The following is a 13,268-nucleotide window of genomic DNA, read 5'->3' as shown; positions in this document are numbered from 1 at the left end:
ATCTTGTTCGTGCCTTCCCTGTTGTCACGCTGTTGTTGTGTTCTGGATTTCATGAAAAGCCCCGATCTGTTGCGCCAGTAGCGAGGCCGCTTCAAGTACGGCTTCGCGCTCCTGGTCGGCGAGTGTCGAGGCATCGATGCTAAGGGAGCGCTTGCTGCCCTTGGCCGCGGTGTTCCAGGTGGCGACCGCGCGGCCGCCGATGAGCACCACCGGCCGGCCGTTCCCGGCCGAGTCGTAGCCGCCGACCCGTTCCAGCCCCAGGCAGGCGCGCTGCCTCGAACCCGGGGCATAACCCATTACCAGGGGGTCCCAGGCCGGCAGGAAGCGAATCTGCGCGCTTGCCGGGGAGGTGGTGCTTTGGATGAATTGTTCAAGACGTGCCAGTCCCGCCTGGCTGTGCCACATCTGGTCGGCGATCTGGCAGGCTGCGCAGGCTTGAAGCAGCGTGCGTGCGGTTTCCTTCGAAACCCCGAGCCACCAGGCCAGGTCATCGACGGTGACCGGTCCGTAGTGCTCGAGGTAGCGCGCGGCCAGATCGCGCTGCAGCTGGTCGCGGTCCAGGGGGACGCCATCACCGGGCAACAAGCCTTCCGGAGCGGCGGAGTAAAGCCAGCGGCTGGACCATTGGTTCGTCGCCGGGACACGCACCAGCGCGCCGTCATAGGCGGCGACCGATGTCACCGCACGGGCCTGGGGCCCCGGCAGGTCCAGTTGTTTGCCGATGTCTGACAGGTTCAGGGTGGCGCGGGTGCCCAGCGCGACCAGTGCCGGTAGCAGTCGCCGGTAATCGTCCAGGCCGAGCCCGACGTCCCGCAGGCGCCATTCGTGGTTGGCCAGGGGCAAGCGGGTGGCGGCGAAGACCTTGGCCGCCAGTTCGCCGGGAAGCAGGAACTTGGAGCGTCGCATGCCGGGGATTCGTAGCAGGTCGCTGGCGTTTTCCATGGCCAGTACCGCCTTGCGATCGAGGTTGCGATTGCGCGCCATGACTGCCAGCCAACTGGTCGGTCGGGCCGAGTAGACTCCGACATAGGCCTGGGCAATCTGTGCCACCGTTGCATCCGCCAGGCGCTCGAAGTGTTCCGCTACGATCCAGTCCCGCAGGAGGGCGTCGGTGAGGCCAACGCAGGTCGTTCTAATGCTCATAAGATTCTCGATAGCTATTGTGCCGTTGCGCTACGCAGCTCAGTCGCCAACCACATCGAAGTTGCAGTGCTGGGCGGCCTTGGCCTGGTACATGTCGGACTTGGCCGGAACGAAGAACTTGCCGTCCGTGCCCTCGCGATGGCGCTCCCCGGGCACCGAGACCTGCAGTACCGGCTGGCCTGTGAGCCGTTCGTGCTCGCGCAGCAGGCGGGTCATGGAGACCATGCGATCGAGCATCCGGCGCAGCATTTCCATGCCTTCCTTGTCGCCCAGGACTTCGCCTTTCTTGTCGCCCACCAGCATCGCCGGGAAGCCGTAGCCGACCATGATCATGCGGTTGAGCAGGGCGCACTGGAGCATCTGGTTGTAGACCTCCACGTGCCCCATGCGCCGGCCAGTCACCATGACCCCGGCGACCTTGTTGGTGAGGGTGCGATCGTGGCGCAGGAATCCGGTTCCGACCCGTTCCAGGAACGCCGACATCAATGGGGTTGCGCCAAAGCCATGGACCGCGCAGGCAAAGATCACGCCATCGCTCTCTTCCATGAGTCGCACGGCACGGGCGGCGTCATCCTTCTGCGCGCAAGGCTCGTTGCGAAAGTTGCAGTCGCCGCAGGCCCCACAGGGGTCGATCTTGGCGCTGGCCAGTGAAAAGACCTCGAGGATCACATCCTGCTTCTCCAGGTACTCGGCTGCCCACTCCAGTGCCCTGGCATTGTTGCCATCCACCCGCTCCGAGCCATTGATGGCGACATACTTGATTTTGTCCGTCATGGTTTCTCTCTCCTTAGAGTTCGCATTTTCCGAGCACGGCGATCCTCGGACCGCCGTGCCATGTTTGCCGGGGTGCTGGCCGCGGCGTCAGTTGGCCAGGTAGTCAGCGATCGGATACTTCACGCACAGGGCCTCGGCTTCTGCACAGAACTGCTTGCGCAGCGCCGGGTCCAGGGTGAATTCGTTATCGCCCTGTGGGGTCACCTGGTCGAGGATCCGGCAGAGCAGGTCAACGATCTGCCGGCAGCCCTGCGCGTCGATATGACGTTGGGCCAGGGCCCCGGTGCCGATGCGCAGGCCGCTGGTGACGAAGGAAGAACGTGTCTCCCCGGGGATACGGTTCTTGTTGACGACGATGCCGCAGTGCTCCAGCGCGGCCTCGGCAATCGCGCCGGTCATGTTGGCGCGCAGGCGAATCAGGATGGTGTGGTTTTCGCTGCGTCCGCCCACCACTTCATAATCCCGGGCCTGGAACTCGCTGGCCATCACGTCGGCCGCGTCGCGGATGCGTTGCATCTCGGCATCGAACTCGGGGGTCATGGCGTAACCCAGCGCTGCGGCCTTGGCGGCCATCATGTTGACCGCCGGTGCGCCTTGCATCCTGGGGAACACTGCCAGCTCAAGCACTCGGGCGAAGGTCACGTCGCGGCCCGGGACCTTTTCATTGGCGTCGCGGCCCGAGAGGATCAGGCCGCCACGGGGACCGGCGAGTTGCTTGTGGGTGCAGGTGGTGGTGACGTGCGCGGCGTCGATCGGGCTTGGGTGGCGTCCGGTCGCCACCAGGCCGGCGATGTGCGAGATGTCGGCCATCAGGATGGCACCGGCTTCATCGGCGATCCGCCGGAAACGATCGAAATCCACGACCCTGGAGTAGGCCGTGGCGCCGCAGATGATCAGGCGTGGCCGATGCTCCAGGGCCAGCCTGCGGACTTCGTCGTAGTCGATCAGGCCTTCCTTGGTGGTGCCGTAGCCGATGGCGTTGTAATAGGTGCCCGAGAAGGTCACGGGGCTGCCATGGGTCAGGTGGCCGCCGTTGTCCAGGGCCATGCCCAGCAGCGTGTCGCCTGGCTCCAGGAGGGCGGCGAGGACTGAATAGTTGGCGCTGGAGGCCGAGTGCGACTGGACGCCGGCATATTGCGCACCGAACAGTTGCCGGGCACGTTGGATCGCCAGGGACTCGACCAGGTCCACGTTCTCGCAGCCTGCGTGATAGCGGCGTCCGGGCACGCCTTCGGCGGTGACGTTGACCAGCACGGAGGACGAAGCTGCCAAGGTGCGCGGCTTGACTGCGCAGCAAGAGGCGACCAGCGACAGGGTACGCTGCTGGCGAGCGACCTCGGCATCGAGGATCTGCGCCAGTTCGGCGTCATGTTCCTGCAGGTCGGCCAAGCCACGCTTGAGCAGATCGGCTTGGGTGAGAAGTGGTTGATGATTGACTGTCATTGCTTGCTATCCCTTCCATTGGTGTTGTGTGCTGCGAACGCCAGCACGGTTTCCTCGACTTCGTGCGCGTGGGTGCGTACGAAGTAATGCCCGCCACCGGCCAGGGTGGCGGCTTGGGTGACGTCGATGAACTGGCTCCAGTGTTCCAGCACGGTTTCGGGTTCGGCGGTGGCCGGGTCTTGATCCCCCAGCAGCACCAGTGCCGGTACGTCGCGTGCCGGGTACTGCGCCAGGTAGCGATAGGCTTCGCAGGCGACCAGGTGGTCCCTGCGTCCGCGTGCCAGCATGCTCTCGACCTGGGTGTCCAACAGCCCGGTAAAGGCGCCCAGCGAACGCAGGTAATCGGTCCAGGTCTGGTCGGACGTGACTTCGGCGGCGCGTATCGCCGCGTCTGCATCCAGCACCGGGCGCGAGGCGGCCACGACCAGTGACAATCCCTTGTGGCTGTCAGCCATGCTGGAGGCCAGGCACGCGGCAGTGGCTGCCCCGGCGCAATGGCCATAGATCACCAGTCGCTTGGCACCAATGCCTTCGATCTGAGTGGCCAGGGTATCGAGCAGGGCATGGAAGTCCGAGGCATCCTCGACTTCGAAGTCACCGAAATCCACACCGAAGACCTGTACCTCCTGCTGGCCCTGGAACAGGTTGCGATAGGCCGTGGCATCGCCGCCGCCGAAAGGCACGGCAACCACGGCGGTCGCTCCGGCTGCGGCCTGGGCATCGCCAAAACACACCAGGCGCGCGGCTTGTCGAGTAGCTTCGCTGAGGATGCGCCGGGCCAGGTCGGTAGCCGTCGGATGCTCGAAAAGCGTCACGATGGGCAGGTTGCAAGACAAGCGCGACATCACCCGGATCGCGTCGAAGGAGTCGCCGCCGAGGTTGAAGAAATTGTCTGCCTGGCCCACATGGGGCAGCTTGAGCACCTCGGCGAAAATGGCAGAGACGCGAGCCACTTCATCGGCGAGGATTTGTTCATCGAACTGGATGTTTTCAGTCATTCCATTCACTCCTATCCATAAGTACATCAGCGAGTTCATTGATCAGGTTGGTGGCGCCAGCGGCGTCGCAGAACGGCCCTTCGATCTCCAGGAACCACTGCGCAGGCCCCGTGCGCCGTATTTCGATGCCCACCGGGAACGTGGCACTCATCACCTGGGAGGCCGGGATGCCGCGCTTGGCCGCGCCATTGATGAACAGCTCGCTGGTGCGGCAGCAATCCAGTGCCTGGCGTGCGGCTGGGCAGCGGCGAGCACGGGCCTCAAGGCTGGTTTGCCCGGGGAACAACGGTGCTTGAAGAGGCTCGAGCGAGAGCGGGACCAGGCCGGTCATCATGCCGATGGCGTCTTGTTGCTGGGCTGGGCGCCAGTCACGGGAGGAACACAGGGTGTTGCCCTCGGCGATGACTCCAGCCCGTTGCAGACAGGCCAGCAGGGTCGCCATGGGGTGCTTGTCGGCATTGCTGGCGGCAACGTCCAGGGTGCGTTGCAGGCTCATGCGCGGCCTTTGGGCGTCGAAGGCCAGGCGTCCGGTTTGCAGCAGGCGCACAGGTGTCATCGGTGGCGCCATCGGGATGGAACCTCCAGGGGCAGTCTGTTCGGGCCGGGCCTGGGCCTGGACATAGGCCTCGTAGAATCCATGCCCCTGGCGCATCTGTGCCAGGGCCGAATCGCTGTCCTCGGCTTGCAGCAGGCGCGCCAGGATCTGCAGGCTGTGTTCATCGGCCAGGCCATGATGGATCGACAGGAAACACTGTGTTCCGCTGTCAGTGGCGAGGTGGCCGGCGGCAAACAGCGCAGTGCCGGATCTGACAGCTATCTGGACTTTACGCAGGGCCTCATCAGCGCTGTTCCCGCAAACCTCGAGCACCTTGAGGTAACGGCCCAGTTCTTCGCCCCAGCCGGCGTTCAGTAGTTGGCGCAAGGGTTCCAGGTCCGGTAGTACGGCGTCCTTGAGCGGGATGACCGTGGAAACTTCCTGGGCAAGTCCGGTGTAGAGGCCCTGGGCAACCATGGCCTTGGCCTCGACGCTGAACCTGGCATCGGCCAGGGCTTGCACCATGCCTGATGGTTCAAGCGGCTCATTGAACGAGCCTGTAGCTGTTACTTTTGACATGTTCGATTCTCGGCGCGCAGGGGTTATCCGGCGGCGGTTTCGATCCAATGGCGAGCGCATTTGCAGATGCCCACGCTCCTCCCGACCAGCAGGAAAGTCATTGGGCACGCACAGTTCATCTACGACAGTCTCAATCGCTCATGTCGTAGGAATGCGTCGGTTTTTAAGGGGTCTCGAGCGGGCCGATCAGTTTCTGAGGCGCGCGCAAAGGAGGGAGCCTGACGGAATGTCGGGCAGGGTTCCGAGGGGGAGGGGGGCGTTTACTGCGGTTAGCCGCTCATGGGCGCAGGTGCTGAGGACAAAGGTTGCAAGGGGGGCTGGCAGGTTCCGGACAACAATATCGGCAAACAAATACATTAAGCCATTCCTTAGCTCGGGTAGGAAAAATGTCGCCGTTGAGGCGATCTAAATAAAGCATCCTTTGACACGGCTCCAAGCTCATCCTGATGGAGCCTAGGGTAAACCCCTACATGTCACGAGGGAAAACCTTAGTAGGTAATGTCGTAAGCGCAAGTAAGTTTTTTCCTGTTTGTAAAAAAAAATTATCAGGACGCTCTAGCTCGCGGTTTTGCCACCGAAAAAATCTGCAGCGAGCATCAAGGGCAGTAGCGGGGGAATGAATCAATGCTTCTAGTGTTACAGCCAGATAACAGGCCGTAGCACCAGAAGCGGGGGAAATCCGAGGCGGGCGCTGAAGCTCTTCAGCAGTGAATGTGTTCCGCGGCGTGCATGGCCAGGTAGGCATCGAGTTTCTGGTCGTTCAGGCCCAAGGTGTTAAGAATTTGCGCCATGAAGCTGACAGGCGCGCTGCCAGGGGCAGTGACCACCCCATGGTCGGCAACGGCATAGGGGACGTCCTCGTAATAGTCAGCCCCGCGGTAATGCACCTGCTTCAGGTTCTCGGCAGAGTTGGAGGTATGTTGCAGGTGATCCAGCACTCCCGCCTGGGCCAGGACCCGGGTGCCATCGCAGATGCCCGCCACCACGATCTTCTTGGCATGGGCCGAGCGTACCAGTGCCTCGATCTCAGGTGCCTGGTCGGTTTTCCAAATAGGGCCTCCGGTCACGATCAGCAAGTCCACCTCTTCCAGATCGATCGCTTCGATGGCCAGGTTCGGGACGATGATCATTCCGCCGGATGAGGTCAGTTGCTTACCGCCGGGGGCCGCGAAGCGAGTGTCGAAACCATAGTAGGCCCGACCGGTGGAGTTGATGAGCGCGGGTTCCCAGTCGGAGAAATTCTCGGTGAGAATAGTGACGGCACGTACCATTTGAGTGTCCTTCTCAAGTATCCATGATGATCAGCAATGGCCCAGGGGAACGCCCTACAGCGCATTGCCATCGAGTGTAGACGCCGGTGAATGGCAGGTCCGAGTATCGGCAGGATACAGCCGATTCGACAATGACAGTGGTCAAATGGCTGTCAGGTTCACGATTGAAATCAACGGGATGACGCTTTGAGCAGGCATCATGGCTGATGCACCGTCCCGGGACGGACGCTGCTGCATCAGGGGCAGGCTGGCGTCTGGTTGCGCAAAGGGCGGCAGGCTTCTTCCAGGGTGGCGCGCAACGCCTGGCACAGGCGCTGGGGTTCGCCGTCCTGGCGGAAGCTGGCGACCTGGCGTTGCAGTTCGGCAAAGCACGGCCCCTCGGCGCTCCTTGCCAGGCTCACGCGTGGGTCGGGCTGGATGTAGCGCGAGTCGTCCGGGGCCAGGTACAAGCCGTTGAGGTTCTGGTAGTCGGCGTCGATCCAGGCATACAAGTGATGCGCGAAATGTTCGGCAAACCGATAGCGACCGAAGTCCATCACCTGCAATTGCAATGGCGCGGTGCTGGACGGCCCGGCCAGTTGCACGTTGACGCCATCGATCAGCAGGGGCCTATCCCCGTTATCCGCCAGCAGGCGTTGTAGCGTTTGGGCCACCTGGTCACTGACCGGCAGCGCTTGGTCATCGCGTCGTACCTGCACCTCGCCGTTCTCCCGGCAAACCAGGAAACGCACGGCGCCACAGCTGCTGGCGGTCAAGCCATAACGCCGCAGCAGCAGTTCGGCCTGCATCAGCGCCCCGGCCAGTTCGGCGCCTTGCCAGTAGCGTTGCCATTGGCACCGCGGGCGGGTGCAGGGGCGGCGCAGTAGCAGCACCGCTGGCTCCGGCGGACGCCCGTCATGCCACAAGGCGTCGAAGCCCAGGTCGATCAGGGCATAGGCCGGCAGCGGTGTGATTGCGCCACCGGCATGCTTCATGGCGGCGAACACCAGGTGTTCCATCAGCACCTCGTGCACCGCTTCGGCCAGCGTCAACAAACCGTTGGAGTTAGGCAGCACGGGGGCTTCGTCCGGCGGTACGCCGATGCCCTTGATGTCGAACAGCACCTGTTCGCTGCCCGGCACGCACAGCACCGCGGCCCGGCCATAGCGAGGCGGGCGCCAGGCCGTGACTTGTCGATTGTCGAGGGCGATTGGCGTGTTGATGCCTTGCGCCGACGCTTGGCTAGTGGAGACATAAGCGGCGTTGTGTAGCAGCCAGCGGTCGATGGCGGCGTGCTGGGAAAGGCCCGTAACGGGCTCCCAGAGGGCGTCAAAATCGGCGCGAATGGCCGGGTAGTTGGCGAACACTACGCGCGCATTGGCCACCCCGAGCACCTGTTCTGCCTCCAGCGCCTGGCCACTGCCGGCGTAGTCGGCCAGCTGGCGCACCCGGGGGCCGCCAGCGAAGGGCTGGTCCAGGTCGTGGGATGGTTCAAATGCGACGGGACTGTTCATCGAGAGTCTCCGGCCCAGGCATCAAGGTGCCCGGGGTGATCGAGGGCGGCAAGGGGGTCCAGCAGGACCCAGTTGCGGTGAAGCTCCAGGCTGGTTTGCGGTCCCTGGGCCACCTCGCCCCGGTTGCGCAGCATGGGCAGCTCGCGCAGCGCGGCCGAGGCCGGGGCACAGACTCCCAGGGCGTCAGCATGGGGGCTGTAGCGCAGGCGTTCGAACAGCGGCAGCTCACGGGTGCGGATCGGGATGAACTGCCCGTTGAGCGTCGGTGATCCTTCCACGGCCCAGGGTTCCAGGCCGTAATCGCGCAAGCGCGCGAGCAGCCCGGGCATTTGCTGCCGCAGTCGCTGGCTGCGGGCCTGGGCCCGTGCGATGGCGGGCATCAACGCCGGCAAGGCATGAATCGACAAGGCTGGGCTCGACGCTGGAAAAGCGCGGGCTCGCTGGCCCGGCGACCAGACGTCGATATCGCCATCCACCGGTGTGTCACCGAACAGCGCGCCACCGCCGCCAATGTCCAGCGCCTTGCCATGGCCAAGGGAGGTGATCACCCGCGAGGCGCCGGGGCGGTCGAGGTCCCAGGCCCCGGCACTGTCTTCGATGATTGGTAGCTGCTCGCCCAGTAATCGGCGCAAGGCCGGGATGTCACAGGGCAAGCCGTATTGGTGGACCGCAATGACCGCGTCCAGGCCATTGACGTGGGGGGCCAGGGCCTCGCGGCTGAGCAACAGTTCGGCGGCGTTCTCGATAATTACTGGCACTGCGCCGACATTGAGAACGGCGGCGACCACCTGATGGCAGGTGGCCGCGGGAACCGCGACCCGCCAGGTGGTGGCGGCACCCAATTGGCGCAGTGCCAGTTCCAGCGCCGCGGTGCCGGACCCGAGCAAGACGCCATGGCGTCGCCTATAAAACTGCGCGAGCCAGGACGAGCACGGCAGCCGATCGGCCTCCCGTGCCCGCCACAGGCCATCGGCAGGACCCTGGGCTACTTGCACTTGTCCATGGCACAAGCGGTCAGGGCTTCGACCTTGCATTTATCCATGGCGCAGGCGGTCAGGGCTTCGACCTTGCATTTATCCATGGCACAGGCGGTGAGGGCTTCGACTTTGCACTTGTCCATGGCGCACGCGGTCAGGGCTTCGACCTTGCATTTGTCCATGGCGCACGCGGTGAGGGCTTCGACTTTGCATTTGTCCATGGCGCAAGCCGTCAGGGCCTCGGCCCGGGGGCCACCGATGCGCCAGCTGGTGAATTTGCTTTCCGGCAGCGAGCCGCGCTTGACCACGTCCAAATGCAGGGTGCGGGCATCATGGTCGTTGCACTCGAGGAGAATCTCGTCCTCGGCGACCGCAAAGTGATCGTGCAGCAGGCAGAGTCCAAAGCGATCCAGGTTGCCGTGGCGCTCCAGTAGCTCGTGCAGGTCATTGATGAATTGCGCATCAGACGCCCCCAGTGGCATGGCTTCGTCAAAGGAGGGATTGGTGTGTCCGTTCATAAGGTGTACTCCAATATGTTTGATTTGAACTGGTCATCTTCATCAACAGTGCGCGCTAGGTTTGTGCCTCATGTACCTCCTTGTTCCGGTGGAACCTTGCTGGCCGATACCCCAAGGGGCTCAATGCTGAGCAGCGCTGGCCGGTTGTCCGATGCCATCGTGCCCAATGCCAGTTGCGATCATTGGCACTGAAGGCACGCAGGGTCAGGTCGACCCGGGCGTTGCCCTGTACCGAGGCGCTAGTAAAGGCCGGGGGACTGTTCAAAGTGGCCACCGGCAACAGCAGGGCCGCCGCCAGCATGTCCTTTGCGTATGGGGCATGATTCAGTGGGCTAAACCGAGTGAGAGTCTAGGTCCGCTTCTTCGTCTGTCGAGGTGGGGGAGGAGGCGCCAAGCAGGTGTTTTCTCCACTCTGGTGATGCTCCTGTGGCCGTCTGCCCTGGGCTACAGATCACGTTATTTCAAGGCCTTAGGTCTGATCGCGCGACCAATGCCGAATGCCGCTAATAGCGTTTTGTAATCACCCTTGCGACAAAATGGTTGGTCACACCCGGATGTCACTGGGATCGGACGTGCCTTTCAAGGCATGCAGGTGTGCAGGCAAAGCAGCGCAGTGACAGGCGCTGAATCTCAAAGGGTAGGGGTTAGGAGGCTGCAAATTTGAGGGTTTTGATATAACTCAACTAAATGAATATTTAGTTGAGTTGTTTTTAATATTCAAATTATAGGGGCAGGGTAGTTCACTTGGTGATTCTTACAATGTACTGCAGTGGTTATAGTTGGCTTGGAAGTTGGTATTGAAATTCCATATACGCAGCCTGCAAGCATCTGCTGTCAACCAGCAAGGTGCGAGCTGAAATAAATTTGATAAAGGGCAGATCGAAGCTATCCTCACCAAGGATCATGTTCTTGATCATTTATAAATACGTGCAGGATATATAGGCAGGAGCCAAGGGATATGACAGGGGAAGATCTAATTAAAGCTATAGTCAATAACGATGTTCTCAAATGGTTGAATGATTGTTTTTCTGTGCCGGTTCAAATGGGCTGCGCGGTTTACGGGAAGCCGCAAAATGACAATGACGGGAAAGTGATTGAAAAAAACAATTCCATGGATAAGGCAATCAAAGACGCGATTGTATTTCTTGGTGCGAACTCGGAGACAGCTGTTTGGCACTTTGCTGTCATGAAACCAAAGGTTCACCACTTTGTCGTTATCCCTTGGTACAAGCAGTCAGCTCCTAACCAGGGGATTGTCTATACGGTATTCATGGCCTACGAGAATGAGTACATGATGGTTAATTATGTCAAGCATAACAGCCCGGCCCCTGGTACTAAAAAAGGCTACAAGGAAGTTTGGACAGCAAACGACCTGAAAACCATGCTCTCTGATTTACTTGTTGAGGGTAACGCCTGGGAAGAGTATTTCGGCAATGTCGGGGCCTCCCAGGCACAAGAAATTAAGTACTACAAATATAGAGAAATAACGTTGAACTCAGCAGTTGCCAGCGTGCAGGAATTTAGAAAGCGTTGTAGCTGATAAGCTACCAGGCCGCCTCATGCTCGGCCTCGGTTACCCAAAGCCCACCTTCAGTAGTGCGATGTGCCGGTGGGTTTTGGCCAGCAGTTTCTTGAGCCAGTTGTTCTCCAGCTCGATCTTTGGCAACGGTTGCGAATGTCGAGAGATGCCGCGACGTGTTCAGCAACGGTCGGTGTCGGTACGGGCCAAGCAGTTGAAAATTTTTCGTCCAGTGCCGGTGGAGCTCTGGATTGGCGGTCACCAGAAACAAGGGGCTCGGGTTTCGTTTGTCCTGGTCACATCGTCTAGGTCCAGGCGTGAGCTGCAGCAGAGTGATCGAGGTGTGGCTTCAAAATCTGCCGCCATTGGCCCTCAAGCCGATATATGAATATTCGCATAATGTATATTATGTTAAATTAAGTGCTACGCCAGAAATGTTCATGAGCCTCGTAAGGCACTGATTCGACTCGCGACTTCGGAATTTCGGAACTTTTCCTATGAGACTCGCAAGCACTTGGTGTTTTTTAGCGAAAATTTAGAACAGCCTCGCCCGAAAATGCTCAATTTCGAAATTCTCTCTCCACACGACCAACCTTCAGCACCCGATCCTTGCGCTTTCAATCCAACTACAATGGACCTACACCCATTCCATCACTAACGTGACCAGTGAACCCTATGGTTTCTCCTCGTGCCCAGATGCCCATTTCACCTCCCGAGTTTCGGAATCTAACGGATTGCCTGACTCAGATCAAAACCGAGCAAATGCATTGAGGCGCCCAGGCAACTACGTTGCCTATATATTCCTAAGCAAAATCGGCCAATACTTCCCGCAGCCACTTATGCATCTTGCAGGCCATGAGTTTTCTAAACTCCTCAGCGCTAAGCGAGCTAAGAATTTTTTCGACGGCTTGCTCATTCACCCCTTTTTGTCCAAGGTACAACAGAGCCGTCAAGGCTATGCCTGCTTGGCTACTAGCATGCTGTAGACGTTGCCAAGATGCATGACGCAACCGCACCACCGCGTTACCTATCTTGATTTCACGCGTCGATCCACTGGTGTAGTAAGTGGGTAGAACCTGCATCTGAGTGCTAATTCCTAGTCTGCGAACAGCCTCTGCGCCATGGACTTGGATAGTCTCGCCCCTGGCTCTTGCGACTGCCTCCATGACTGTTATCGGGTTAGCTCGAACCTTCTTACCAGTGTACTCACTCAGTTTAGGGCGCATATAGACGCCGCGAGTAACGCGCTCTAGGAGGCCACTTTGCACCATCCGAGACAGTGCTTTATCAACCGAGGTACGGGATCCCATCTCTACGAAAACTGCATTAGTAAAAGGCTTGCCCCTCTGCATGTGTTTGATACGCTTAGAGATACACTCAGCGACAGACATGAATGGCTCCTAACCCTTTCGATCCAGCTCTGAATCGGTCAATTATATCCGGCCAATTTCAGCGAAAGTTGCAAAACACGAGCTTGACTGTTTTTTAACTCTTGCTCGATCTTAGCGGTTTTCATGAGGTGCTCATCGCTGAGCTCTGCTATATATTTCTCTAACTGACTTTGTTGTAACTGGGGTGCCCCGGGTTGACAATATCGAGACCGCATCAGCAACTTGGGTTTTCGTAACGTTAGCGTTCTTAGAAACATTCATATGGCGCCCTCTTCTTGTCAAAATTCACTTTTTTACGCCTCGCCGGTTACGCTCTGGTACCCATGCATCATGCGATCACTCCATTCACCCTATATTCCGCAAGTAGATTATTCAGGACAGACAACCATACGACTAGGATGAAATCGAGCATGGGCCATGCAGTCGATTTCAGTCACGCCGAGTTCGAGGCTGGCCTAGTCTCGCCGCCGAAATCATCGTAGATCAGCTTGCCCTTCCAGTCCGGCAGGAAATTACACGCATGTTCGCCGGCCCCGCGCAAAACGGGCTGGTGGCGTAAGCCCATACGACCGACGTTGCATCAAGTGACGAAGGCTGTTCAAGCAGTGCTTCGCGTTCCACTCAGAA

General features: G+C 59.9%; 11 protein-coding genes and 1 pseudogene. 1 reads left to right on the top strand and 11 read right to left on the bottom strand.

Annotated elements, in window-relative coordinates:
* Nucleotides 1-24: 24 nt before the first annotated feature.
* The 9 genes from C4K39_RS24855 to C4K39_RS24815 form a co-directional block, all read right to left on the bottom strand.
* Nucleotides 25-1,143, bottom strand: coding sequence for a DNA glycosylase AlkZ-like family protein (locus C4K39_RS24855; RefSeq protein WP_124347661.1), 1,119 nt, complete (start codon nucleotides 1,141-1,143; stop codon nucleotides 25-27).
* Between the two features lie 39 nt (nucleotides 1,144-1,182).
* Entirely contained in the window at nucleotides 1,183-1,917 is a 735-nt protein-coding gene (locus C4K39_RS24850) for a flavodoxin family protein (protein ID WP_068580001.1), read from the bottom strand.
* 87 nt (nucleotides 1,918-2,004) lie between these two features.
* Entirely contained in the window at nucleotides 2,005-3,360 is a 1,356-nt protein-coding gene (glyA, locus tag C4K39_RS24845; RefSeq protein ID WP_068580000.1) for a serine hydroxymethyltransferase, read from the bottom strand.
* Nucleotides 3,357-4,358, bottom strand: coding sequence for an alpha/beta fold hydrolase (locus C4K39_RS24840; protein ID WP_068579999.1), 1,002 nt, complete (start codon nucleotides 4,356-4,358; stop codon nucleotides 3,357-3,359). Before C4K39_RS24840 ends, glyA begins: the two co-directional genes overlap by 4 nt.
* Nucleotides 4,351-5,418, bottom strand: coding sequence for a hypothetical protein (locus C4K39_RS24835; protein WP_124347660.1), 1,068 nt, complete (start codon nucleotides 5,416-5,418; stop codon nucleotides 4,351-4,353). Before C4K39_RS24835 ends, C4K39_RS24840 begins: the two co-directional genes overlap by 8 nt.
* A 755-nt stretch (nucleotides 5,419-6,173) precedes the next feature.
* The gene (locus C4K39_RS24830) at nucleotides 6,174-6,743 is read right to left on the bottom strand and encodes a DJ-1/PfpI family protein (protein ID WP_124347659.1); all 570 of its coding nucleotides are present in this window, start codon (nucleotides 6,741-6,743) and stop codon (nucleotides 6,174-6,176) included.
* 236 nt (nucleotides 6,744-6,979) lie between these two features.
* A complete protein-coding gene (locus C4K39_RS24825) occupies nucleotides 6,980-8,236 on the bottom strand; it encodes a hypothetical protein (RefSeq protein WP_124347658.1) in 1,257 nt (418 codons plus the stop codon).
* Nucleotides 8,233-9,270: a DegT/DnrJ/EryC1/StrS family aminotransferase gene (locus C4K39_RS24820; protein ID WP_124347657.1), complete on the bottom strand. Its 1,038-nt coding sequence runs from the start codon at nucleotides 9,268-9,270 to the stop codon at nucleotides 8,233-8,235. The genes C4K39_RS24825 and C4K39_RS24820 overlap by 4 nt, the downstream gene beginning before the upstream one ends.
* Complete coding sequence (locus tag C4K39_RS24815) at nucleotides 9,222-9,731, bottom strand: hypothetical protein (RefSeq protein ID WP_124347656.1); 510 nt, start codon at nucleotides 9,729-9,731, stop codon at nucleotides 9,222-9,224. The genes C4K39_RS24820 and C4K39_RS24815 overlap by 49 nt, the downstream gene beginning before the upstream one ends.
* Before the next feature lie 958 nt (nucleotides 9,732-10,689).
* On the opposite strand from C4K39_RS24815, the gene C4K39_RS24810 reads away from it, so the two are divergent.
* On the top strand, nucleotides 10,690-11,271 hold the full coding sequence (locus tag C4K39_RS24810) for a hypothetical protein (protein WP_124347655.1): 582 nt from the start codon (nucleotides 10,690-10,692) through the stop codon (nucleotides 11,269-11,271).
* A 782-nt stretch (nucleotides 11,272-12,053) separates the two neighbouring features.
* Here the strand turns inward: C4K39_RS24810 and C4K39_RS24805 are convergent.
* Nucleotides 12,054-12,641, bottom strand: coding sequence for a DUF6088 family protein (locus C4K39_RS24805; protein ID WP_124347654.1), 588 nt, complete (start codon nucleotides 12,639-12,641; stop codon nucleotides 12,054-12,056).
* 404 nt (nucleotides 12,642-13,045) lie between these two features.
* Nucleotides 13,046-13,208: pseudogene (locus C4K39_RS32330) on the bottom strand (IS66 family transposase); the annotation flags it as partial.
* Between the last annotated feature and the right edge of the window lie 60 nt (nucleotides 13,209-13,268).

It is taken from the genome of Pseudomonas sessilinigenes (assembly GCF_003850565.1).
In the GTDB taxonomy this organism is placed as follows: domain Bacteria; phylum Pseudomonadota; class Gammaproteobacteria; order Pseudomonadales; family Pseudomonadaceae; genus Aquipseudomonas; species Aquipseudomonas sessilinigenes.
This window is presented reverse-complemented; position numbering and strand designations above follow the sequence as displayed.

Excerpts from the sequence above, each read along its gene's own strand:
- C4K39_RS24825 (WP_124347658.1), bottom strand. The coding sequence starts at position 8,236 with ATGAACAGTCCCGTCGCATTTGAACCATCCCACGACCTGGACCAGCCC.
- C4K39_RS24835 (WP_124347660.1), bottom strand. The coding sequence starts at position 5,418 with ATGGTGCAAGCCCTGGCCGATGCCAGGTTCAGCGTCGAGGCCAAGGCC.
- C4K39_RS24840 (WP_068579999.1), bottom strand. The coding sequence starts at position 4,358 with ATGACTGAAAACATCCAGTTCGATGAACAAATCCTCGCCGATGAAGTG.
- C4K39_RS24850 (WP_068580001.1), bottom strand. The coding sequence starts at position 1,917 with ATGACGGACAAAATCAAGTATGTCGCCATCAATGGCTCGGAGCGGGTG.
- C4K39_RS24805 (WP_124347654.1), bottom strand. The coding sequence starts at position 12,641 with ATGTCTGTCGCTGAGTGTATCTCTAAGCGTATCAAACACATGCAGAGG.
- C4K39_RS24810 (WP_124347655.1), top strand. The coding sequence starts at position 10,690 with ATGACAGGGGAAGATCTAATTAAAGCTATAGTCAATAACGATGTTCTC.
- C4K39_RS24815 (WP_124347656.1), bottom strand. The coding sequence starts at position 9,731 with ATGAACGGACACACCAATCCCTCCTTTGACGAAGCCATGCCACTGGGG.
- C4K39_RS24830 (WP_124347659.1), bottom strand. The coding sequence starts at position 6,743 with ATGGTACGTGCCGTCACTATTCTCACCGAGAATTTCTCCGACTGGGAA.
- C4K39_RS24820 (WP_124347657.1), bottom strand. The coding sequence starts at position 9,270 with ATGCAAGGTCGAAGCCCTGACCGCTTGTGCCATGGACAAGTGCAAGTA.
- C4K39_RS24855 (WP_124347661.1), bottom strand. The coding sequence starts at position 1,143 with ATGAGCATTAGAACGACCTGCGTTGGCCTCACCGACGCCCTCCTGCGG.
- glyA (WP_068580000.1), bottom strand. The coding sequence starts at position 3,360 with ATGACAGTCAATCATCAACCACTTCTCACCCAAGCCGATCTGCTCAAG.